We start from the raw sequence: 20,906 nt of genomic DNA, 5'->3' as shown, positions 1-20,906 counted from the left end.
GGCTCGGGGTGGCCGGGGTTGCGGTGCTTCCCCCGGCTCACCCTGGTCCGGGTGAGCCGGTAGACGCCGAGCGGCGGGAACAGCTCCACCCGGACCGGGTGGCCCTGCGCCGCGCAGGACGTGCACAGCAGGTCCCGGTGGGGGGCGAGCGGGGTGGTGCGGACCGCCTGGACCGGGTCCTTCCAGCAGGCCTCGCAGACCGTGACGTCCGTCGGGCTCGTGGTGAATCCGGCTGAGATCACTCGTTCACCTCCTGTCGATCTCGACCCACACGGTGTCCTCGCCGCCGTGGGTCCGCTGATGGCCGTAGCGCGCGCCCTGGGCGAGCGTCCGGAGGATGTCCGCGTGCACCGCCGGGCCGAGTTCCGTCGGCAGGTCCGCCTCGATGCGGATCCGGTCGTGGGTCGCGTCGAGCCGGGGCTCGGTGCCGGTCGCGGCGGCGAGCAGGGCGGCCAGGGCGGTGGCTTGGGCCTCGGCGGAGCACACGGGTCCCCCTCACGGTGAGCGCGTTGTCGCTCATCGTCATGCTGAACATTCAGCTTCAACCTGATGGGTTAGCTTGTCAATCTCCGCCGGAGTAGGGACAGGACGGCCCATATGCCCCGTGAGAACGCGTACTTGCAGGTGGCGGACGCCCTGCGCGCCCGCATCGAGGCCGGGGAATGGCCGATCGGCGCGAAACTGCCCTCCCGTGCGCGGTTCGCCGAGGAGTACGCCGTCGGACAGAGCGTCGCCCAGCGCGCCATGGAGCGGCTGATCATCGAGGGCTTCCTGGAGGGCCGGGCCGGTTCCGGCACCTACGTCCGCCGGCCGCGCCGGCGGCTGCGCCTGGTCCGCTCGCGCCGCCGGGCCGCCCGGGCGGGCCGGCAGTTCGCCGCCGAGGTGGCCGGACAGGGCCAGGCCGCCTCCTGCGAGTCCCGGTCGCAGGCCCGGGTGCCGGCGCCCGAGGACATCGCGGCGCGGCTCGCCATCGAGCCCGGCGACCTGTGCGTCCTGACCGACTACGAGTACCTGGCCGACGGCCGGCCCGTGCAGCTGTCCCGCTCCTGGGAGCCGATGGCCCTGACCCACGGCACCCCGGTCGAGCTGCCCGAGATGGGCCGCCAGCAGGGCGTGGGCGTGGTGGAGCGGATGCGCTCGATCGGGATCGACGTGGCCTCCGCGGTCGAGGTCCCCCGCCCGGCCCGGGCCACCCAGGCGCAGGCCAACCTGCTCGGCATCAGCATCGGCGACCTGATCACCGAGATCGAGCGCACGTACTACGACGGCGCGGGCCGCCCGGTGGAGACGGCCGACATCGTCCTGGCGGACATCCGCACCGAGATCGCGTACGAGTTCGGCGTGGAGTGACCCGGCCCGCGGTCAGATGCCGCGTTCCAGGATGCTCTTCAGGATCCGCTCGTCGCGGGGCATCTCCTTGCGGGCGTGCGGGCGGACCACCAGGGGGACCAGGACCCTCCCCATGCCGTGGGACTCGAAGTCGAGGTCGATGGTGACCCGGGAGCGGCGGCCGCCGTCGAGGGGTTCGACGGTGCCGTGCACCTGGCCCCGGACCGGGCCGTCGATGCCCTGGTAGCCCCAGCTCCGGGGCGGGTCGAGTTCCGTGACCTCCAGGGTCATCGGGAACTCCCGGCGGCCGATCCGGCGCAGCACCTGGAGGTGCGAGCCGACGCCGAGCGGGGCGTCGCCCACCCGCCGGGCCGAGACGGCGCTCTCCTGCCATTCCGGAAGGTGGCCGGGGTCCATGAGATACGCGAACACCTCTTCCGGGCGCCGGTCGATCTCCACGGATTCCTTGATCGTGCTCATCTCGCCCCCTGGGGGAGAAGGGCTTTCCGCCCGGTGGTCCGGGCGCGGTCGTGCGGCGGGCGGGCAGCAGCCTCGCAGTGGTCGTGCGCGGTGTCCCCTTTTGCGGGGGAATCATGTCAATCGTCCCACCGGGTGACGCGCCGCGCCGGGACGGGTGACGTAGGGGGGATTTTGTCCGATTAGCGCGTATCTTCGCCCCATGCCCACGCCCTACGGATCCCGCGGCGGTATGGCGTTCAGCGCGGCGGAGCTGCACGTGCTCCGGCGCTCCCTCGCCCACGCTCTCCAGTCCTCCACGGCCCCCCTGCCCGCCGCCGACGTCCAGGACTGCCTGCGTCTGGCGCAGGCGGTCGACGAAGCGGCGCGCGAGGCCGGCCGGCTCAGAGAGTTCCTGGCCGAGGACCTCGGGCGCTACCGCCAGGCCCTGCCCGGCAGCCTGACCGGCTACCTGGAGCTGCTCCAGGACGCCCTGCGGGCCGGCTACCGGCCCGGCTCCGAGGACCTCGCGGCCCTGCGCGCCCTGCGCGGCAACGCCGCCGCGGGCGCCCTGCTCGACCGCTGCGCCCACCGGGCCCTGGGTATCCGGCCCGGGGTGGCCGCCGTACCGCGGGCCCGGCTGACGGCCGTGGCGGGCGGCAAGGACTCCGGTGGCCGGGAGGGGGAGGAGAGCGCCCCCGAGCGGCCGGCCGAGCCCGCCCCGCAGAAACCGGCGGCACCCCGGCCCGACCGGCCGGTCCCCACGCCCGGCGAAGTGTTCCCGCCGCGCCGCAGGCCCACCCCGCCCCCGGCGGCCCGGCGCGCCGCGGGGTAGCTAGGCTGGGGAGCATGGACTACGTATCCGCGCTCGTTCCCCCCTTCGTGATGGCCGTGTTCTTCATCGCGCTCGTCGTGACGATCGTGAAGAGCCAGGGCGGCGCCAACAAGGCCAAGGAGGACGCCGCGGTCGATGCGGTCCTCGCCCGTGCCGAGAGCGGCCAGCAGCCCCACCAGCAGTAGGACCGCGGGCGCAGACCCCTTCCGGGGTGTGCGCCCGATTTTTTTGTCGGGCGCCCCGGGGCGCTGGCCGGGAAATCCCGGACATCCCGCACTATCGTGCTGTTGTGCCTCGCCCCTTGGGAGAACTCGAAGACGCCGTCATGACCCGGGTGTGGCAGTGGAACCGCCCGGTCACTGTCCGGGAAGTGCTGGAAGACCTCCAGCAGGAACGGTCCATCGCATACACGACGGTCATGACCGTCATGGACAATCTTCATCAGAAGGGCTGGGTCCGTCGGGAGGCCGAGGGACGCGCCTATCGATATACGGCGGTCTCCACGCGCGCCGCGTACTCGGCCGCACTGATGAACGAAGCCTGGTCCACCAGCGACAACCCCGCCGCCGCGCTCGTGGCCTTCTTCGAGATGATGTCGCCGGAGCAGCGCGAGGCCCTGCGCGACGCCGTACGGGTCGTCCAGCGCGACGGGGAACCCCCGGACCGGCAGGAACGGCCGCAGGCCCCCCAGCAGCCGCCGGCGGAAGGGGACTCCGGCGGCGAACCGCCCGCCGCGGGGCGATAGCGTCCGGCGCATGGAAGACGAACCGCGAGTTCCCGCTGCCGGTGCAGAGTCAAAAGCCGTCACGATCCGCCGGGCCCGCACCTTGGACGTTCCCGCGCTGCGCCGCCTGCTGAACCAGTACGTCCAGGACCGGATCCTGCTCGACAAAGCCCCGGTGACCCTTTACGAGGACATCCAGGAGTTCTGGGTCGCGGAGCGGGACTCCGACGGCACGGTGGTCGGCTGCGGCGCCCTCCACGTGATGTGGGAAGACCTCGCCGAGGTACGCACTCTGGCCGTGGACCGGGAGTTGCGCGGGGCGGGAGTCGGCCACTTGCTGCTCGGCCGCTTGTTGCGCACGGCCCGGGAGCTGGCGGTGCGCCGGGTATTCTGCCTGACCTTCGAAGTGGACTTCTTCGCCAAGCACGGGTTCGTCGAGATCGGCGAGACCCCGGTGGACACCGATGTGTACACCGAGCTCCTGCGTTCCTATGACGAGGGCGTCGCCGAGTTCCTCGGTCTCGAACGAGTGAAGCCGAACACCTTGGGCAACAGCCGGATGCTTCTGCACCTGTGATCCGGCCGCGCGGCTATTCCTGCGCCCACCGGCCGTGGCCTATGTCCGAATCGCGCATGTTTCCCGCCCTGTTCCGCCCCTGAACCTCGCCCGGGGGGTTTGTGTTTTTCCCGCGAAAGCGGTTTCCTTTCCGCGTACTGCTTTTTCGATGAAAGGAAATCCGGTGGCACAGAAGGTTCAGGTCCTTCTTGTCGACGACCTCGACGGTGGCGAGGCGGACGAGACCGTGACGTTCGCGCTGGATGGCAAGACCTACGAGATCGACCTCACCACCGCCAACGCAGAAAAGCTTCGCGGTCTGCTGGAGCCGTACCTCAAGGGTGGCCGTCGTACCGGTGGCCGTGCCGCCGGCCGGGCCAAGGGCGGCCGCGCCGTCGCGGCGTCGGGCAACCCGGACACCGCGGAGATCCGCGCCTGGGCCAAGGCCCAGGGCATGAACGTCAACGACCGGGGCCGCGTCCCGGCCGAGATCCGCGAGGCCTACGAGAACCGCTAGGCGAGACCGGTCACGCCCCACGGGGCCGTACGAGCGGCAGGACGGGCCGCCGTACGCCCCAGCCGGGCCCGGTGGCACTCGGTGGCCGCCGCGCCGACCAGCCGCACCAGGCCGGACCCGGCGGCGCCCGCACTGCCCGGCCCCCGCGCCGACAGCGCGGGCAGCACGGCCTCGCACCCCGGGCCGGGGGGCCGCAGCCAGACGGCGGCTCCTGCGGACCCCTCGGCGCCCTGCGCGGGACCCCGTCCACCGCACGCACCGGCCCGCCCGCCGGGACCCCCGTGGCCGTGCCGACCAGGGGGAACCGGGGCGGTGATCCGGCCACCCGCACCCAGGGCGGCCAGGTCCAGGGCGACCCCGCCCCATTCCAGCCAGTCGAGGATCCCGTCGAGTTCCTCCGCGGCACCCGCGGCGACCAGGAACCGCATCCTGCGCCCCATCCGCGCCACCGGACCGGTGGCCACGCCCCGGTGCAGCAGCCGCGTCCCGGCGTCGGCCGGCAGCTCCAGCACGTCGAAGAGCACCCCGGTGACCAGCTGCGCCGGCGGACCGCCCGCGACGGGCCAGCCGAGCACCTGCGCGTACCAGTCGGCGTACTCCTCGTCCTCGCGCTCGGGCGAGAACCGGGGCAGCGGCACGGTGTGGGCCATGTCCGCATCAACGCCACCGGAGCGGGCGAGTTACGCAATGCGCCCGCACGGGCGCGGAACGTACGGACCCGGGTGGCCGGAACGACGGATTCGGCCCGCAAGGGTGTTCGCCCTCAGCGGAGAGCCCCCGCCCCTACGGCATGGACTGTCGGTGGCGGGGGGTAAGACTTTCCTAGTGGATCGGGACGACCCGGCGTTTTGAGGGGCATCCGTTCGCCATCGGCGTACAGGCCTGACGGGTATCTGCCTGGCCTGCGGGAACATCGTTCCCCACTATCGGGTTGGAGCAGTTGTCGGCTGTTCAAGCCGGTTTTTCCTCACGGTCGTGAGGGTGAGCCGCGGCGGATGTCGGCAGTTGGAATGAGCTGTCCCGTCCGTCGGGACTAGCATGCGGAAGGACAGGGCGGGGACCGACCCCGTACTGCCCGACCGCTCTGAGGAGCGAATAACGATGTTCGAGAGGTTCACCGACCGCGCGCGGCGGGTTGTCGTCCTGGCTCAGGAAGAAGCCCGGATGCTCAACCACAACTACATCGGCACCGAGCACATCCTCCTGGGTCTGATCCACGAGGGTGAGGGTGTCGCCGCTAAGGCCCTGGAGAGCCTCGGCATTTCGCTTGAGGCGGTCCGCCAGCAGGTGGAGGAGATCATCGGCCAGGGCCAGCAGGCCCCGTCCGGCCACATCCCCTTCACCCCTCGTGCCAAGAAGGTCCTGGAGCTGTCGCTCCGCGAGGCCCTCCAGCTCGGCCACAACTACATCGGCACCGAGCACATCCTGCTCGGCCTGATCCGCGAGGGCGAGGGCGTCGCCGCCCAGGTCCTCGTGAAGCTCGGCGCCGACCTGAACCGGGTGCGGCAGCAGGTCATCCAGCTGCTCTCCGGCTACTCCGGCGGTGGCAAGGAGGCGGCCACGGCAGGCGGCCCGGCCGAGGGTTCCCCCTCGACCTCGCTCGTCCTGGACCAGTTCGGTCGCAACCTCACCCAGGCGGCCCGCGAGTCCAAGCTCGACCCGGTCATCGGGCGCGAGAAGGAGATCGAGCGGGTCATGCAGGTGCTGTCCCGCCGCACCAAGAACAACCCGGTCCTCATCGGCGAGCCCGGCGTCGGCAAGACGGCGGTCGTCGAGGGCCTGGCCCAGGCCATCGTCAAGGGCGAGGTGCCCGAGACCCTCAAGGACAAGCACCTCTACACCCTCGACCTCGGTGCGCTCGTCGCCGGCTCCCGCTACCGCGGTGACTTCGAGGAGCGCCTGAAGAAGGTCCTCAAGGAGATCCGCACCCGCGGCGACATCATCCTGTTCATCGACGAGCTCCACACGCTGGTCGGTGCGGGTGCCGCGGAAGGCGCCATCGACGCGGCCTCGATCCTGAAGCCGATGCTGGCCCGCGGTGAGCTCCAGACCATCGGTGCGACCACGCTCGACGAGTACCGCAAGCACCTGGAGAAGGACGCGGCCCTGGAGCGCCGCTTCCAGCCCATCCAGGTCGCCGAGCCGTCGCTGCCGCACACCATCGAGATCCTCAAGGGTCTGCGCGACCGGTACGAGGCCCACCACCGCGTCTCCATCACCGACGAGGCCCTCGTCCAGGCGGCCACCCTCGCCGACCGGTACATCTCGGACCGCTTCCTCCCGGACAAGGCGATCGACCTGATCGACGAGGCCGGCTCCCGGATGCGCATCCGCCGGATGACCGCGCCGCCGGACCTCCGCGAGTTCGACGAGAAGATCGCGGCCGTCCGCCGGGACAAGGAGTCCGCGATCGACTCCCAGGACTTCGAGAAGGCGGCCTCGCTCCGCGACAAGGAGAAGCAGCTCCTCGCCGCGAAGGCCAAGCGCGAGAAGGAATGGAAGGCCGGCGACATGGACGTCGTCGCCGAGGTCGACGGCGAGCTCATCGCCGAGGTCCTCGCGACCGCGACCGGCATCCCGGTGTTCAAGCTGACCGAGGAGGAGTCCAGCCGACTGCTCCGCATGGAGGACGAGCTGCACAAGCGCGTCATCGGTCAGAAGGACGCGATCAAGGCCCTTTCCCAGGCCATCCGCCGTACGCGGGCCGGTCTGAAGGACCCGAAGCGCCCCGGTGGCTCGTTCATCTTCGCCGGCCCGTCCGGTGTCGGTAAGACCGAGCTCTCCAAGACGCTCGCCGAATTCCTCTTCGGTGACGAGGACGCGCTGATCTCCCTCGACATGTCGGAGTTCAGCGAGAAGCACACGGTTTCCCGCCTCTTCGGTTCGCCCCCCGGCTACGTGGGCTACGAAGAGGGCGGCCAGCTCACCGAGAAGGTGCGCCGCAAGCCGTTCTCCGTCGTCCTCTTCGACGAGGTCGAGAAGGCCCACCCGGATATCTTCAATTCCCTTCTCCAGATCCTGGAGGACGGTCGCCTGACCGACTCCCAGGGCCGGGTCGTGGACTTCAAGAACACGGTCATCATCATGACGACCAACCTGGGTACCCGGGACATCTCGAAGGGCTTCAACCTGGGCTTCGCCGCCCAGGGCGACGTCAAGACCGGCTACGAGCGGATGAAGGCCAAGGTCAACGAGGAGCTGAAGCAGCACTTCCGCCCCGAGTTCCTGAACCGTGTCGACGACACGGTGGTCTTCCACCAGCTGTCGCAGGAAGACATCATCCAGATCGTCGACCTGATGATCGCCAAGGTGGACGAGCGCCTCAAGGACCGCGACATGGGCATCGAGCTCAGCGGCGAGGCCAAGCTCCTGCTGGCCAAGCGCGGCTACGACCCGATCCTGGGTGCGCGTCCGCTGCGCCGCACGATCCAGCGCGAGATCGAGGACATCCTGTCGGAGAAGATCCTCTTCGGCGAGCTGCGCCCCGGTCACATCGTGGTCGTCGGCACCGAGGGTGAGGGCGAGACCGCCAAGTTCACCTTCCGCGGCGAGGAGAAGTCGGCCCTGCCCGACGTCCCGCCCATCGAGGCCACCGGGCCGGGCCCGGACCTGAGCAAGGGCGCCTAGGCTGCGCGCAGCGGCCTGAGCGGACAACGGGGCGGCCCCGGGACCTCACGGTCCCGGGGCCGCCCCGTTCCCGTTGCCGCACCGGCTACCAGTCGACCACCCGCACGGTGGCGCGCGGGAAGCGGGCCGCCAGCACCTCTCCCAGGGCGGGTTCCACGAAATGGTCGCTGTAGTACCAGAGCTCCCGGAGGGCGGGCAGGCGGGCGTGGTCCGCCAGCGCCGGCAGCACGTCGACGTGGACGAAGAGGTACTCCAGCCGTTCCAGGCGGGACAGCTCGTCCCAGTCGGACGGGTCCGACGGGCGCCAGTGCTCCCCGAGGGCGAGCAGCCCCAGCTCCTGCTGCACTCCGAGCCCGGACAGCGACGCGGGCGCGCTGTTGAGGTCGAGCATCTCCAGCCGCTCGTGCGGCAGGTCGGTGAAGGCCCAGTCGGCCCGCCCGGCCAGCCGGAGGGTGCGCAGCCGCGCCCAGGTCCGCAGGACCGGTCCCAGCCGCTGGGGACCGGCCAGGGTGAGGGCCACCTCCTCGACCGGCAGCCCGGTCAGCCCGGTCAGGGCGTCCAGCCCCTGGTAGTGCTCCAGGGCCGGCCAGACGCGCAGGGCCAGCTTGCGCAGGGTGGGCGAGCGGCGGAGCTCCAGCATGTCGACCCGGGGCAGGCCGGACAGGTCCAGGTCCTCCACCGGACAGCGCCGTACGAACGCGGACAGGGCCGCCGCGGAGACGTTCCCCCGCACCCGCAGCTGCGGGGGCCGGTCGAACAGCGGCAGCTCCGCGAGCATGTCGTCGGACATCAGGGTGAGGTGCTCCGGGGGTGGATCGAGCCGTTTCACGACCTCGTGGGCGTAGCGGCCCGCGTCGAAGAGCGGCCAGAACTCGGCCAGCACCGTCCGTACCTTCGCCGACGGGTGGGCGGTGTATCCGGACAGGTAGGCGACGGCCTCTTCCGCAGTGGTGGCTGCGGCCGTGAGCACCGCCAGGTGGGCGGTCCGCTCGTCGTCCGTGCGCGCCGGATCGGGCAGCAGGTCCAGCACCAGCGCCCCGGCGGCGGCGCCGAGGCGCTCGGCCTGCGCGGCGTCGGCCGGAGGCCACAGGCCCGCCGCGGCCCTGGTCGCCTCCTCCCGCAGCGCGGGATCCAGCTCCGCCGCGTACTCCAGGCAGGCCACGGCCAGCAGGGTCGAGCGGGTCGTGCCCCGGTCCAGGAGGGCGCGCATGATCTCGGCGCGTTCCCGGGGGCGGCCCTGGGCGACCGCCATGCGGATGACGTCCTCCCACTGGTCGTCGTCGGCGTGCAGGGCCAGCTCGCCCGTGCTGCCCTCGTCCAGGGCGGCCCTGGCGCCCAGGAAGTCCTGGAAGGTGCGGTGGACGAACTCGACGGTGTCCTCCGTGGGGGCGCGCAGCAGGCCGGTCCGCTCCAGGAAGTGGCGGTGGACGGCCGGTGCGCCGCCCAGGACCCGGGCGGCCTCCGGTACGGCCGGCAGCGCGGCCGCGATCAGCTCCTCGGCCCGGTCCCGGGCCAGCTCGGTGCGGCCGTTGCGGATCAGCCAGTGGGCGAGCCGCTGGAGGAGCTGGAGCTGTGGCTCCTCGCCCAGTTCGGGGGCCCGGACCTGCCGTTCCCGGTCCCGGCGGTGCAGCAGCATCGACAGGGCGGCCGTGTAGAGCTCCTTGCGGCCCGAGGGCAGGAAGCCGTGCCGTTCCCGGTGCAGGGCGCAGATCAGCCCGCAGAGCAGCGGGCTGGTGGCCAGCCGGGCCAGCTCGGGCTTGCTGCGGACGGACTGCCGGAGGGCGTCGCGCAGGTCCGGGAGGGCGGCGTCGCGGCGCGGGTCGCCGGTGACGGCGGCGTCGTGCCAGCGGTCGATGAAGGTGCGGACGTGGTCCCGGTTCATCGGCGCCAGGGTCGCTTCGGTGAACCGCTCGGTGCTCAGCCAGTCCGTCCGGACGGCCGAAGGCCGGGAGGTGACCAGCCAGGCGTTGTCGGGGAAGGCGGTGATCAGGTCGGCGAGCCAGGCGCGGGCGCCGGGCCGTTCGGCCTCGGGGATCTCGTCGATGCCGTCGACCAGCATCAGCGCGCGGCCCGCGCGCAGCACGCGGGACTCCCAGCCCTCGGGCTGGCTGCCGGCCAGCGCGGAGCCCGCGGCGGCCAGGAGGTCCCGCGGGGTCGGTAACCGGTCGCCCCGGCGGGTGAGGGTGCGCAGCGGGAGGACGAACGGGACCAGGGCGTCGAGTGAGCGGGCGGCGGTCACCGCGAGGTACTGGATCAGGGTGGTCTTGCCCGAGCCGGCCTCGCCGCGCAGCATCACGCGGCCCCGGCGCGGGTCGCGGGAGGCCCGCGCGGACGGCAGGACGGCGCGTTCCCAGAGCGCCGGCAGGTCCGGGGCGGGCGGCGCCGCGGGGTCGCCGGACGACAGGGCGGTGACCTCCAGGCCGACGTAGGCGGTGTCCAGGGGCCAGCGCTCCGACCCGGGCTCCAGGTCGAGCCCGTAGATGGTCAGCGTGCCGTAGCGGCGGGCCAGGTACGCCCGGTAGTCGGTCTCGAAGGCGAGGTCCCGCGCGTCCTGCCGCGGCAGCCGCTCCCGTACGTCCTCCAGCGCGGCGGCGACCTCGGCGAGCCGTCGGGACTGGTCGACCAGGGCGGCGCGGACGAAGGTCGAGCGCTGGGTGAAGAAGTTCAGGATGTGCAGGCAGGCGGTCTGCAGCAGCCGCTCGTGGAAGAGTGCGGCGTCCTGGGACAGACCGGGGTCGGGGGCCTGGGCGCGCAGGGCGGCGGCGAAGGCCGCCGGGCCCATCGCCACCGCCTGGGCGTCGGTCAGGGTCAGGTCGCCGAGCGCGTGCAGGGTGACCGCGAGGGCGGTGGCCACCCCGGCCTCCTCGCCCTCCGGCAAGGGTCGCTCGCCGGGCGCCGCCAGGGCCCGGGCCACCAGCCGGGTGGCGAGCCGGTCCAGGTCGGCCGCGTCGAGGGACCGCTTCTCCCGCCAGGAGACGTAGGCGGAGAGGCGGACCGGTTCGGTGACCAGGCCGGCCCCGTCGCCATCCGTGCGGAACAGCTTCTTGATCAGCGGCGTCAGTGCGCCCGACGCCAGCCGGACCCCCACCATCGATGCGTCCACGACGCGTGAGCGTAGCGAGGCGGCGTGCGGGCGCGGGCCGGAACGAGCCGGTCCGGGCCCGGGGGCGGGTGACAAGCCCCACGGAACAAATCGGACCTACGACGCGAATTCGTAGATCGTCCGCATATGCCACCGGGGGTGTTCGCCCAGTTGGCGCCCGTCAATCCGGTCCGCCACACGCCCTGCCGCTACGAGCTCCGCTAGTAAAGGCCAGGTTTGGGAAGTCCGCGGGGCCCGGGTTACCAAAGACGGGCCCCGCCTTCTGGGGCGTCACCCGAGCACCGTCCCCGGAGGATCCCGCATGTCCGTGAACAGCGCCCGTACCCGTCGTACCCGCCGCCTTACCACCGCCGTCGCCACCGGTGTCGGAGCCGCGCTCGCGCTCGGCCTCGCCGGGACCGCCACCGCCGCCGAGTCGGCGGCCGGCGCCGCGGCCGGATGGAAGGCCCCGCTGGCGAAGTACACGCTGTCCGCGACCTTCGGCAAGGGCGGCTCGCTGTGGTCGCACAAGCACTCCGGCCAGGACTTCGCCGTGCCGGTCGGCACCCCGGTCAAGGCCGCCAGCAGCGGTGTCGTCGTCAAGGCCGGCGGCAACGGTGCCGGCGACGGCCCCGCGTACGGCAACGCCATCGTGATCAAGCACGCCGACAAGACGTACTCGCAGTACGCCCACCTGTCGAAGATCCAGGTCAAGGTCGGCCAGAAGGTCACCACCCAGCAGCAGATCGGCCTGTCCGGCAACACCGGCAACTCCACCGGCCCGCACCTGCACTTCGAGATCCGTACGACCCCGAACTACGGCTCCGCCGTCAACCCGATCGCCTTCTTCAGCAAGGTCGGCGTCAAGCTCTGACCCCCGCCGGGCCGACGGCCCCCGCCGGGGCGGTCCCCGCCGGGTCCCGCGTCAGATGAGCCAGGCATGGGTCGGCTTGCCCAGGGAGTCCAGCTTGCCGGAGTCCAGGGTCGCCACCTGCTGCGGGGTGAGCGCCTTGTCCCAGAACCGGATCCGGTCCATCGAGCCCACCCAGGAGCCGCTCCACACCCCGTGGTGGCGGGCCCGGCCCAGCTGCAGCGGGCCCGGACCCGCCCAGATGCCGGGGATCTGGGCCTGGCCGGCCGGCTTGTCGTTCACGTAGAGGGCGATCGTCTTCGTCCCCGCGTCGTAGGTGCCGGTCAGCTGCACCCACTTCTTCTCCGGGTCGGCCCCGGCGTCCGCCACGACCTGCTGGGCGGTCGCGGCCGCGCCCTGGTCACCGGTCTGCACCCGGAAGACCCACGACTTCTTGCCGCCGGCGGCCTCGTAGCCCAGCTCGAACGAGTACGAGCTGCCGTCGCCCTGGCTGATCGCCATCCGGGAGCCGTTGTCCACCACCGTGTAGACGCGGGTGGTGATGGTGAAGCTCTTCGTCACGTCCACGGCCTGCTCGGGGCCCTGCGCGTACGACTCCGGGCCGCCCTTGAGGCGGATCTCGTCGCGGTTGTCCATCGTGAAGACGTCCACGTCCTGGGAGAGCGCCAGGTGCACCGGCGGGCCGGCGTTGCCGCGGTCGCGCAGCAGCTTGGGGTTGCCCTGCACGGTCGGCGCGTTGTCCTCCGACTTCGACGGGGAGGGGGAGGCGGAGCCCGAGGCGGCCGTGTTCGGCTTCTTCGGGTCGTCCGAGCCGCCCGAGACGACCAGATAGCCGCCGACGACGGCGAGGACCACGGCGACCGCCGAGCCCCCGATGACCATCATCCGGCGCCGCGAGCGCTGCCGGTCGTTGTCGTCGGCCATCGCCTGCCAGTCCGGCTGCGGGGTCGGGGTGAACGCGACCTGCTCGCCCGGCTGCGCCCCGAACGGCTCGGGCTGCGCCCCGAACTGCTGCGGCACGTCCCCGAACTGGCCCGCGGGTTCCCCGAACCGACCCGGGCCGGCCGCCGGCTGCTGCTGGTACGGGCCCGGTTGCCCGGGCTGCGGGTAGCCGTAGCCGCCGGGTATCTGCCCGGGCTGAGGGTAGCCGTAGCCGCCGTTCGGCTGGGGGGTCTGCGGGCGATCCGTACCGTCAGTCATGGCACGGATGCTAAGACATCAGCCTTCCGGTGCGAACGGCCCGTCGGCCCTCTTCGCGCCCGCGGCCCCTTCCGCTGCGCCGCCGGCCGGCCCGGTCAGGGCAGCCGGACCACCGGGAAGCTGCCCGTCGAGGTCGGCGCGTGCTCCGGCAGCCACAGCACCGCCACCGCCCCGGCCGCCGCGCCCTCACGGTCGACCCCGCCCGGCCCGGCGACGTTACGGAACGTCAACCGGGCGCCCAGCACCCGCGCTTGGCCCTCGGCGATGGTCAGCCCCAGCCCGTGGCCGACCCCCGCGCGGTCGGTGGAGCCGGTGCGGAACCGGCTCGGGCCCTCCCGCAGCAGCGCCTCGGGGAAACCCGGCCCGTGGTCGCGGACCCGTACGACCCGGCCTTCGACGTCGACCTGGACCGGGGGGCGGCCGTAGCGGCCGGCGTTGGCGAGCAGGTTGCCCAGGATCCGCTCCAGCCGGCGCGGGTCGGTGCTGACGACCTCGTCGGCGACGATCCGTACGGAGGCCTCCGGCATCAGCGCGGTGACCCGGCGGGCCACGAACTCGCCCAGCGCCACGTCCTGCAGCTCGGCCCGCTCCGACGCGCTGTCCAGCCGGGCCACCTCCAGCACGTCCTCGACCAGGACCCGCATCGCCTGCGCCCGGTCGCGCACCAGCTCCGTCGGCCGGCCCGGCGGCAGCAGCTCGGCCGCCGTCAGCAGGCCGGTGACCGGGGTGCGCAGCTCGTGCGCGATGTCGGCGGTGACCCGGCGCTCGGCCTCCAGGCGCTGCTGGAGGGCGTCGGCCATGGCGTCCACCGCGCGGGCGAGGTCGTCGGTCTCGTCCCGGACCACCCCGCCCACGGCGTCACGCACGCGTACGTCGGGGTCGCCGAGCGCCACCTTCCCGGCCGCGGCGGCGGCCTTGCGCAGCCGGCGCGAGATCTGGCCGCCGATGAGCACGCCGAGCGCCGAGCCGCCGATGACCACGGCCAGGGAGCCGATGGCCAGGGCCCGGTCGAGGTCGCGCATCATGTTGGCGCTCTCGCGGAACTGGCTGTGCAGCGACAGCACCTGCCCGTTGCCGAGCGGCACGGCCGCCCACACCTCGGGCAGGCCCCGCGGCTTCTCCTGGACGTAGGTGCCGCGCCGCCCGGAGCGGGCCTTGTCGCGCAGCTCCTGGGGCAGCTCCGGGTCGTTCAGCTTGGCGCCCATCGGCGGCTTGCGGCCGGCCTCGGCGTTGCGGGAGATGTACTGGACCCGGTCGAGCTGGGTCTCGCGGGCGCTCTCCAGCATCGAGACGCGGGCGGCGCTGTGCACCACCAGGCTCAGTGCGAGGGTGATGAGCGCGCCCACGGCGGCGATGGCGATGGTGATCTTCCAGCGGATCCCCGTGCGCAGGGTGAACCGCCTCATGCCTTGAGCTTGTATCCGAAGCCCCGGACCGTCTCGATGCGGTCCTGTCCGATCTTCGTGCGCAGCCGCTGGACGTGGACGTCCACGACCCGGGTGTCGCCGCCCCAGTCGTAGTCCCAGACCCGCTCCAGCAGCCGGTCGCGGGACAGGACCGTCCCGGGCGCGGAGGAGAACTCCAGCAGCAGCCGCATCTCGGTCGGGGTCAGCGCCACCGGCGCACCGGCCTTGCGGACCTCCATGCCCTCGGTGTCGACCTCCAGGTCGCCGAAGGAGAGCACCCCGCGCTCGGCGGAGTCGCTCTCCTCGGCCGCCGCACCGTTGCCGGGGCCGCCGGCGTGGCCGAAGCGGCGCAGCACCGCGCGGATCCGGGCGACCAGCACGGAGCCGTCGAACGGCTTGGTGACGTAGTCGTCGGCGCCGGCCTCCAGGCCGAGGACCACGTCGATGGAGTCGGCCCGCGCCGAGAGCATGATCACCGGCACGGTGGACTCGTCACGGATACGACGGCACAGGCTGACCCCGTCCATGCCGGGGACCATCACGTCGAGCAGCGCGATGTCGGGCCGGTCGGCCCGGAACGACTCCAGGCCCGACAGTCCGTCGGGCATGGCGGTGACCACGAACCCGTCGCGCTCCAGCGCCAGGGTCGTGGCCTCACGGATGACGTCGTCGTCCTCCACGAACAGGACATGGGTCTCGGCCATGCGGAAAGCCTCGCCTCTAGTTCTTCGTCGTCACGGCCGGGGCGGGCTGGCCCCCGCCGTCGACCACGTTGCTGTACTCGGTGTGCACCCGGTCGTGCTCCAGGAACTTCTCCCCGTTCCAGCGGAAGGTGATCACGTCCTCGCCCGACGGGTACGCCAGCGCGTCGGACTTGCCGTACACCGGCTTGGTGACCACCAGATCGCCCCGGTCGATCTCCGCGTAGACGGGCGGCTGCTCGTCCGAGAAGACATTCTCGTACTTCCCGCCGTCCTCGCGGTACACGTACGAACCGAGCCCGACGGCATCGGCGCAGGACAGCACGTTGACGACGACGTCGTTGACGGGGCTGCCGGTGACCTTCCCGTAGCTCACGTCGATCGGGTACTCCTTGCCCGTGCAGGGCTTGAGGTCCCGTTTGACCGCGGCGCTGACCTTCGGGTCCGCCTTGATCAGCGCCACCGGGTCGACCTTCTTCAGCCCGGAGGGCGAGGGGGTGGGCAGGCCGTCCGCAGGGGGCGAGGCCGTCTTGGCGACCTGGTCGGTCCGGGCGGGCCCCCCGTCGCGCAGCCCGGTGCCACCGTCGGAACAGCCGACCACGAACAGCACAGTGCCGACGAGGACGACCGTCCCCGCCGACATCAGTACCAGTGAGCCTCTGCCGTTCAGGCCGCGCACCGCTCCCGCCCCTCGTGCTGCAGGGTGCGGTCACCGCGCTCCAGGGCGCGCAGGTCCAGGTCCCGGCTCTCCAGCTCCTGCCGGAGCCGGGCCAGGGCACGGTGCAGAGTGCTCTTCACGGTTCCCGCCGACATCCCGAGCGCCGCGGCCGTCTCCTCGGTGCTCATCTGCTCCCAGTGTCGCAGCACGACCACGCTGCGCTGCTTGGGCGCGAGCACCTTGAGGATGTCCATCAGCAGGGCGCGGTCGGCCCGCTGCTCGGTGCCGTCCTCGACGCTGGCGTCGGGCAGCTGCTCGGTGGGCACCTCCTCCAGCTTGCGGGCGCGCCACCACTCGGTACGGGTGTTGATCATGACGCGGCGCAGGTAGGCGTCGGCGAGCGACTTGTCCGCGATGCCGTCCCAGCGGCCGTACGTGCGCACGAGCGCGGTCTGGAGCAGGTCCTGCGCGTCGGTCGGGTCCGGGACGAGGCGGCGGGCGCTGCGCAGCAGGGCGTCCTGCCGGGTGCGGACGTACTCCTCGAACTCGAGCACCTCGCCGTGCGCCATGTCGGACCGCCCTCCGTGTCTGTTCCCCGTGGTCACGGAAACGAAGGTACGGAGGCGTTGTCACGGGGCTGTGCGAGCCAGACATCGGTGGACGCACGGACATCCATAGGTTGTGTAACAGCGGTCCTGAGCTGCGCTTTCCTTCGAACGAGCGGAACCTGTGCGTCAGTTCGCGATCACGTCGTGTTCATGTCGACGTGTGGGGTCAGGTCAGCGGCAGCCGGTAGAGGCCGCCCGCGAGGGGTTCCACCAGGCCGTCGGAGACCAGTCCGTCCAGGGCCCGGGCCCGCTGCACCGGCTCGTTCCACACCGCGTCGAGCAGCGCCTGCGGCACCGGCCCGGTCGCCTCGCGCAGCACCGCCAGCAGCTTGCCGCGCACCTGCCGGTCGGTGCCCGCGTACGTCTGCCCGCGCCGCGGCGGCCCGTCGTGGGCGGGCTTGCCCGCCAGCCGCCACGCGCACAGTCCGGCCACCGGGCAGCGCGTGCAGTCGGGGTTGCGGGCCGTGCACACCAGCGCGCCCAGCTCCATCGAGGCCGCCGCCCAGCGGGCCGCGGTCCCCTCGTCCTCGGGCAGCAGGGCCCGGGCCAGCCGGCGTTCGGCGGCGGTGGTGGCGTTCGGCGGGTACTCCACGCCGGTCGAGGTCCGGGCGAAGACCCGGCGGACGTTGGTGTCCAGGACCGCGTGCCGCTGTCCGTAGGCGAACGAGGCCACCGCGGCCGCGGTGTACTCGCCGATCCCGGGCAGCGCGAGCAGCTGGGCGTGCTCGCGCGGGACGTCGCCGCCGTGCCGCTCCGTTATGGCCACGGCCGCGCCGTGCAGGCGCAGCGCCCGGCGCGGGTAGCCGAGCCGGCCCCAGGCGCGTACGGCCTCTCCGGGGGCCTCGGCGGCCAGGTCGGCGGGGCGGGGCCAGCGGGCGAGCCACTGCTCGTAGACCGGCAGGACCCGGTTGACGGGGGTCTGCTGGAGCATGAACTCGCTGACCATGACTCCCCACGCACCCGCTTCGGGGCGCCGCCACGGCAGGTCGCGGGCGTGCTCGTCGAACCAGGCGAGGACGGGGGAGTGCAGCGCGCGGGCGCTCGCGGCGTCGGGGAGGGACGGGTCCCGGTCCGCGGCCCCGGCGGCACCGGCGGCAGCCGGTGCGGCGGGGGAGGCCGGTGCGGGGGCGTGGGCGGAGGTGGAAGGCGATGCAGTCATGGCAGACGCATCCTGGCACGAATCACCCGTGGCGTGCCGGGCCCGGACCGGCGAACCAGACAGCCGGACGGCTGCCGCTGCCGCGCATCGTGCGGATGAGCGTACTGGTCGGACCGGTCAGCGCCAGGACCACCAGCGGGGCCACCGAACCGCCCAGGAGCAGGCCCATCGCCACGTCGTGCGGGTAGTGCACCCCGAGGAAGACCCGGGAGAAGGCCATCAGCAGGGCCAGCGGCACGGTCAGCAGGCCGAGCCGGGGTGCGACCAGGGCCAGTGCGACGGCGGCGGCGCCGGCGATGGCGGAGTGGTTGGACGGGAAGGACCAGTCGCCGTACGGGGGACAGGGGATCAGCGAGGCGGCGGCGCCGGCGACGGCCCGGCACGGCCGTTCCTCGTCCACGGTCGACTTGACCAGCTCCGAGACCACGTAGGCCAGGGCCGTGGCGAGCGGCGCGAGCACGGCGACGGCGGTCGCGCGGGGTTCCGCGGTGCGCGCCCGCCACCACAGGACGACGAAGAGGATGCCGAAGAGGACGATCCCCGCCGAGGTCCACCACGCGACGGCGGACTGCAGCCAGCCGGGCGTGGCACGGGCGGCGCCGGTGATGTCGCGGTAGAGGTCCGAACTGTCCATGGTGACCGACAGTACTCAAAGCGGATGATCGGCTTCATCCCGCGGTCGGCCGAATCTCACCCCTGACACGCCCGAGCGAGATGATCATCGGCAGAACTCGCCGTCCACGGCGGCATGGTGGGCACGGATCGGCCTGCGAATTCTCGTAGAGTTCCCTGCGTGGGATCTCTGCGCAATCCGGTCGGGCCACTCCCCTCCTCCATCTACTGGCGACGGAGGGCGGTGCTGGCTTCCGTCGTGACGCTCCTGGCGCTGCTCGCCCTATGGGCCGTCACGTCCGGCGGAGGGCCCGGCTCCACGAACGGCAAGGGCCAGAGCGGCCCCGATCCCCTCGCCTCCATCACCCCCGGCGCCCCCGGCACCGGGCCCGCGATCACCGGGGCTCCGGGCGGGCGCGACGAGTCGGGCGGGAACGCGGGTTCCGGCTCGGCCGCGGGTGCCTCGGGCGGCGGCGCGGACGCGGGTGCGGGCGGCGCCGGCAAGAACGGCGACCCGGGCGCCGGTGCGGGCGCGGGCGGCGGCTCCGGTGCCGGTGCCGGTGCCGGCACCGGCGGCGGCCAGGTCCCGGCCAACTCCCCGCTGCCCACCTGCGCGCCGAGCGCCCTCCAGTGGGAGGTCCGCAGCGTCAAGAACGAGTACGCCCCCGGCGAGCGACCCCGGCTGGAACTGCTCGCCCGCAACGTCTCCGGCACCACCTGCAAGGTCGACCTCGGCCCCAAGCAGGCCGTCCTGACCATCCTTCAGGCCAGCAGCAACAAGGCCGTGTGGTCCTCCGACCACTGCCCGAACGGCCCCGGCAACGTGTTCTTCCGCCTGCCCGCCCAGGGCCAGACCACCCAGCCCCTGGAGTGGGACCGCTCGTTCAGCGCGGCCGGCCAGTGCCAGAGCCCGCCGCAGGGCAACGCCTCGCCCGACACCTACGTGGTCGAGGTCAAGGCACCGGGCATGCCGGTGGCCCGGACGTCGTTCGTGCTGAAGCAGGACTGAGCGGGGCCGAGCGGGACTCGGCGCGCGGGCCGGGGCGGGCGCGCCGGGGCGGGCGCGCCGGGGTCGGGCTCAGACGTAGCGTTCGAGGATGGAGGACTCGGCGAGCCGCGACAGCCCCTCCCGGACGCTGCGCGCCCGGGCCTCGCCGACCCCGTCCACGGTCTGCAGGTCGTCCACGCTCGCCGCGAGCAGCTTCTGCAGCCCGCCGAAGTGCTCCACCAGCCGCTCGATGATCGCCCCGGGCAGCCGCGGCACCTTGGCCAGCAGCCGGTAGCCGCGCGGCGAGATCGCCGAGTCCAGGGTCTCCGGGGAGCCCGTGTAACCGAGCGCCCGGGCCACGATCGGCAGCTCCAGCAGCTCGGCGTGGGTCAGCGAGTCCAGCTCGGCCAGCGCCTCGTCGACCGTGCGGGAACGCTTCGCCGTGGGCTCCGGGACGTAGTCGCGGATGACCAGCTCGCGCTCCTGCTCGATGCCGACCGTGAGCTCGTCGAGCTGGAGGGAGAGCAGGCGGCCGTCCGTACCGAGCTCGACGACGTACTCGGCGATCTCGGTCGCGATCCGGCGGACCATTTCCAGTCGCTGCGCGACGGCGGTGACGTCGCGCACGGTGACCAGGTCCTCGATCTCCAGCGCGGACAGCGTGCCGGCGACCTCGTCCAGGCGGAGCTTGTAGCGCTCCAGGGTGGCCAGGGCCTGGTTGGCCCGGGACAGGATCGCCCCGGACTCCTCCAGGACACGGCGCTCGCCGTCGACGTAGAGGGCGATCAGCCGCATCGACTGGGACACGGAGACGACGGGGAACCCGCACTGCTTGGACACGCGGTCCGCGGTGCGGTGCCGGGTGCCGGTCTCCTCGGTCGGGAGCGAGGCGTCCGGCACCAGCTGCACGCCGGCCCGGAGGATCTTGCTGATGTCCTTGTCGAGCACGACCGCGCCGTCGAGCTTGCACAGCTCGCGCAGCCGGGTCGCGGTGAACTCCACGTCGAGGACGAAACCGCCCGTACACATGGCCTCGACGGTCTTGTCCATGCCGAGGACGATCAAGCCGCCGGTGTTGCCGCGGACGATCCGCTCCAGGCCGTCGCGCAGGGGCTGACCAGGGGCGACGGCGGACAGCGAAGCACGCATCAGTGCCTCGTGCTTGGCGCTCGCGCCGGACTTTCCGGGTGCTGCTGCCCCGTCCTTGGCTGCCACTGCACTCCTCCGGTCGCGGGTTGCGCCGCCGGCCGGGGCCGGGCGGACCAGCCCAAAGTCTACCGGCGCACACCGAACCCGAGCCGCTTTCGACGGCTCTGCCCCCGTACCCCCACGCCTCGAACGCCGGCGCGGCGGCAAGAACCCCCGGGGCTCCGCCCCCGGCCCCCTGGGCTCGAACGCCGGCCGGGCCGCCGGAACGGGCGCCCCGCGCCGCGTGCGCTCGAACGCCGCGCGGGCTGGATCCGTCCCGCCCGCGCGGCGCTCTTCTGCGACCGGCGGCGGAGCGCACGTCCAGCCCCGCCGGCGTGGGGGGCGCGCCCGGACCCGGGCGGGGTCAGGAGTCCTGGGGTGGCTTCTGG

The 20,906-nt window shown here is 72.8% G+C and carries 22 protein-coding genes; 9 read left to right on the top strand and 13 right to left on the bottom strand.

Annotated features, from left to right (window positions below; genetic code table 11):
• Together EF918_RS17725 and EF918_RS17720 are read right to left on the bottom strand one after the other, a co-directional pair.
• On the bottom strand, window positions 1-242 hold a 242-nt coding region (locus EF918_RS17725), incomplete at its 3' end, for a hypothetical protein (RefSeq protein WP_125646889.1).
• 4 nt (window positions 243-246) lie between these two features.
• Window positions 247-486 carry a hypothetical protein gene (locus EF918_RS17720; RefSeq protein WP_125646886.1) on the bottom strand — a complete coding sequence of 80 codons (240 nt, stop codon included), beginning with the start codon at window positions 484-486 and terminating at the stop codon, window positions 247-249.
• Window positions 487-597: 111 nt separating this feature from the next.
• Here EF918_RS17720 and EF918_RS17715 point away from each other — a divergent pair, with 111 nt between their 5' ends.
• Window positions 598-1,350, top strand: a complete 753-nt coding sequence (locus tag EF918_RS17715; protein ID WP_125646883.1) for a GntR family transcriptional regulator — start codon at window positions 598-600, stop codon at window positions 1,348-1,350.
• A gap of 12 nt (window positions 1,351-1,362) precedes the next feature.
• Here EF918_RS17715 and EF918_RS17710 read toward each other — a convergent pair whose 3' ends face one another.
• Window positions 1,363-1,809 (bottom strand): SRPBCC family protein, encoded by a 447-nt coding sequence (locus EF918_RS17710; RefSeq protein WP_125646880.1) that lies wholly within the window; start codon window positions 1,807-1,809, stop codon window positions 1,363-1,365.
• Window positions 1,810-2,008: 199 nt separating this feature from the next.
• On the opposite strand from EF918_RS17710, the gene EF918_RS17705 reads away from it, so the two are divergent.
• The 5 genes from EF918_RS17705 to EF918_RS17690 all read left to right on the top strand — a co-directional run bounded on the left by EF918_RS17705 (window position 2,009) and on the right by EF918_RS17690 (window position 4,417).
• Window positions 2,009-2,620 (top strand): hypothetical protein, encoded by a 612-nt coding sequence (locus tag EF918_RS17705; RefSeq protein ID WP_125646877.1) that lies wholly within the window; start codon window positions 2,009-2,011, stop codon window positions 2,618-2,620.
• Between the two features lie 14 nt (window positions 2,621-2,634).
• Window positions 2,635-2,805: a hypothetical protein gene (locus tag EF918_RS37035; protein WP_185921794.1), complete on the top strand. Its 171-nt coding sequence runs from the start codon at window positions 2,635-2,637 to the stop codon at window positions 2,803-2,805.
• Between the two features lie 104 nt (window positions 2,806-2,909).
• The gene (locus EF918_RS17700) at window positions 2,910-3,365 is read left to right on the top strand and encodes a BlaI/MecI/CopY family transcriptional regulator (RefSeq protein WP_125646874.1); all 456 of its coding nucleotides are present in this window, start codon (window positions 2,910-2,912) and stop codon (window positions 3,363-3,365) included.
• Window positions 3,366-3,375: 10 nt separating this feature from the next.
• Window positions 3,376-3,921 carry an amino-acid N-acetyltransferase gene (locus tag EF918_RS17695; protein ID WP_125646871.1) on the top strand — a complete coding sequence of 182 codons (546 nt, stop codon included), beginning with the start codon at window positions 3,376-3,378 and terminating at the stop codon, window positions 3,919-3,921.
• Between the two features lie 163 nt (window positions 3,922-4,084).
• Window positions 4,085-4,417, top strand: coding sequence for an Lsr2 family protein (locus tag EF918_RS17690; protein ID WP_125646869.1), 333 nt, complete (start codon window positions 4,085-4,087; stop codon window positions 4,415-4,417).
• On the opposite strand, the gene EF918_RS17685 is transcribed toward EF918_RS17690, so the two are convergent.
• Window positions 4,414-5,067 carry an SCO3374 family protein gene (locus EF918_RS17685; protein WP_125646866.1) on the bottom strand — a complete coding sequence of 218 codons (654 nt, stop codon included), beginning with the start codon at window positions 5,065-5,067 and terminating at the stop codon, window positions 4,414-4,416. The genes EF918_RS17690 and EF918_RS17685 overlap by 4 nt on opposite strands.
• A gap of 451 nt (window positions 5,068-5,518) precedes the next feature.
• Between EF918_RS17685 and EF918_RS17675 the strand changes: the two genes are divergently transcribed.
• Entirely contained in the window at window positions 5,519-8,044 is a 2,526-nt protein-coding gene (locus tag EF918_RS17675) for an ATP-dependent Clp protease ATP-binding subunit (RefSeq protein ID WP_125646862.1), read from the top strand.
• 85 nt (window positions 8,045-8,129) lie between these two features.
• Here EF918_RS17675 and EF918_RS39075 read toward each other — a convergent pair whose 3' ends face one another.
• Window positions 8,130-11,147, bottom strand: coding sequence for an NACHT domain-containing NTPase (locus EF918_RS39075; RefSeq protein WP_125646859.1), 3,018 nt, complete (start codon window positions 11,145-11,147; stop codon window positions 8,130-8,132).
• A 301-nt stretch (window positions 11,148-11,448) separates the two neighbouring features.
• On the opposite strand from EF918_RS39075, the gene EF918_RS17665 reads away from it, so the two are divergent.
• A complete protein-coding gene (locus EF918_RS17665) occupies window positions 11,449-12,000 on the top strand; it encodes a M23 family metallopeptidase (RefSeq protein WP_125646856.1) in 552 nt (183 codons plus the stop codon).
• Between the two features lie 51 nt (window positions 12,001-12,051).
• On the opposite strand, the gene EF918_RS17660 is transcribed toward EF918_RS17665, so the two are convergent.
• The 7 genes from EF918_RS17660 to EF918_RS17630 form a co-directional block, all read right to left on the bottom strand.
• Window positions 12,052-13,197, bottom strand: a complete 1,146-nt coding sequence (locus EF918_RS17660; RefSeq protein WP_125646853.1) for a LamG domain-containing protein — start codon at window positions 13,195-13,197, stop codon at window positions 12,052-12,054.
• Between the two features lie 95 nt (window positions 13,198-13,292).
• Window positions 13,293-14,603 (bottom strand): two-component system sensor histidine kinase CseC, encoded by a 1,311-nt coding sequence (cseC, locus tag EF918_RS17655; protein ID WP_125646849.1) that lies wholly within the window; start codon window positions 14,601-14,603, stop codon window positions 13,293-13,295.
• Entirely contained in the window at window positions 14,600-15,307 is a 708-nt protein-coding gene (gene cseB / locus EF918_RS17650) for a two-component system response regulator CseB (protein WP_125646847.1), read from the bottom strand. Before cseB ends, cseC begins: the two co-directional genes overlap by 4 nt.
• A 16-nt stretch (window positions 15,308-15,323) precedes the next feature.
• Window positions 15,324-15,947: a hypothetical protein gene (locus EF918_RS17645; protein ID WP_125646844.1), complete on the bottom strand. Its 624-nt coding sequence runs from the start codon at window positions 15,945-15,947 to the stop codon at window positions 15,324-15,326.
• 23 nt (window positions 15,948-15,970) lie between these two features.
• Window positions 15,971-16,531, bottom strand: a complete 561-nt coding sequence (locus tag EF918_RS17640) for a SigE family RNA polymerase sigma factor (RefSeq protein WP_125646841.1) — start codon at window positions 16,529-16,531, stop codon at window positions 15,971-15,973.
• Window positions 16,532-16,736: 205 nt separating this feature from the next.
• Entirely contained in the window at window positions 16,737-17,729 is a 993-nt protein-coding gene (locus EF918_RS17635; protein ID WP_125646838.1) for an A/G-specific adenine glycosylase, read from the bottom strand.
• Window positions 17,730-17,751: 22 nt separating this feature from the next.
• Window positions 17,752-18,363, bottom strand: coding sequence for a phosphatase PAP2 family protein (locus EF918_RS17630; RefSeq protein ID WP_125646835.1), 612 nt, complete (start codon window positions 18,361-18,363; stop codon window positions 17,752-17,754).
• A gap of 222 nt (window positions 18,364-18,585) precedes the next feature.
• Between EF918_RS17630 and EF918_RS37030 the strand changes: the two genes are divergently transcribed.
• The gene (locus tag EF918_RS37030) at window positions 18,586-19,350 is read left to right on the top strand and encodes a hypothetical protein (RefSeq protein WP_312847837.1); all 765 of its coding nucleotides are present in this window, start codon (window positions 18,586-18,588) and stop codon (window positions 19,348-19,350) included.
• A gap of 69 nt (window positions 19,351-19,419) precedes the next feature.
• On the opposite strand, the gene disA is transcribed toward EF918_RS37030, so the two are convergent.
• Window positions 19,420-20,544, bottom strand: a complete 1,125-nt coding sequence (gene disA, locus EF918_RS17615) for a DNA integrity scanning diadenylate cyclase DisA (RefSeq protein WP_125646829.1) — start codon at window positions 20,542-20,544, stop codon at window positions 19,420-19,422.
• Window positions 20,545-20,906 lie beyond the last annotated feature (362 nt).

Source organism: Streptomyces sp. WAC06614 (assembly GCF_003949795.1).
In the GTDB taxonomy this organism is placed as follows: domain Bacteria; phylum Actinomycetota; class Actinomycetes; order Streptomycetales; family Streptomycetaceae; genus Streptomyces.
The sequence above is the reverse complement of the archived record's forward strand: the minus strand, read 5'-3'. Positions and strand labels throughout refer to the sequence as shown.

Bases quoted from the DNA above. Each gene is read 5' to 3' on its own strand.
- EF918_RS17715 (WP_125646883.1), top strand. From the start codon at position 598: ATGCCCCGTGAGAACGCGTACTTGCAGGTGGCGGACGCCCTGCGCGCC.
- EF918_RS17710 (WP_125646880.1), bottom strand. From the start codon at position 1,809: ATGAGCACGATCAAGGAATCCGTGGAGATCGACCGGCGCCCGGAAGAG.
- EF918_RS17705 (WP_125646877.1), top strand. From the start codon at position 2,009: ATGCCCACGCCCTACGGATCCCGCGGCGGTATGGCGTTCAGCGCGGCG.
- EF918_RS37035 (WP_185921794.1), top strand. From the start codon at position 2,635: ATGGACTACGTATCCGCGCTCGTTCCCCCCTTCGTGATGGCCGTGTTC.
- EF918_RS17695 (WP_125646871.1), top strand. From the start codon at position 3,376: ATGGAAGACGAACCGCGAGTTCCCGCTGCCGGTGCAGAGTCAAAAGCC.
- EF918_RS17685 (WP_125646866.1), bottom strand. From the start codon at position 5,067: ATGGCCCACACCGTGCCGCTGCCCCGGTTCTCGCCCGAGCGCGAGGAC.
- EF918_RS17675 (WP_125646862.1), top strand. From the start codon at position 5,519: ATGTTCGAGAGGTTCACCGACCGCGCGCGGCGGGTTGTCGTCCTGGCT.
- EF918_RS17665 (WP_125646856.1), top strand. From the start codon at position 11,449: ATGTCCGTGAACAGCGCCCGTACCCGTCGTACCCGCCGCCTTACCACC.
- EF918_RS17660 (WP_125646853.1), bottom strand. From the start codon at position 13,197: ATGACTGACGGTACGGATCGCCCGCAGACCCCCCAGCCGAACGGCGGC.
- cseC (WP_125646849.1), bottom strand. From the start codon at position 14,603: ATGAGGCGGTTCACCCTGCGCACGGGGATCCGCTGGAAGATCACCATC.
- cseB (WP_125646847.1), bottom strand. From the start codon at position 15,307: ATGGCCGAGACCCATGTCCTGTTCGTGGAGGACGACGACGTCATCCGT.
- EF918_RS17645 (WP_125646844.1), bottom strand. From the start codon at position 15,947: ATGTCGGCGGGGACGGTCGTCCTCGTCGGCACTGTGCTGTTCGTGGTC.
- EF918_RS17640 (WP_125646841.1), bottom strand. From the start codon at position 16,531: ATGGCGCACGGCGAGGTGCTCGAGTTCGAGGAGTACGTCCGCACCCGG.
- EF918_RS17635 (WP_125646838.1), bottom strand. From the start codon at position 17,729: ATGACTGCATCGCCTTCCACCTCCGCCCACGCCCCCGCACCGGCCTCC.
- EF918_RS17630 (WP_125646835.1), bottom strand. From the start codon at position 18,363: ATGGACAGTTCGGACCTCTACCGCGACATCACCGGCGCCGCCCGTGCC.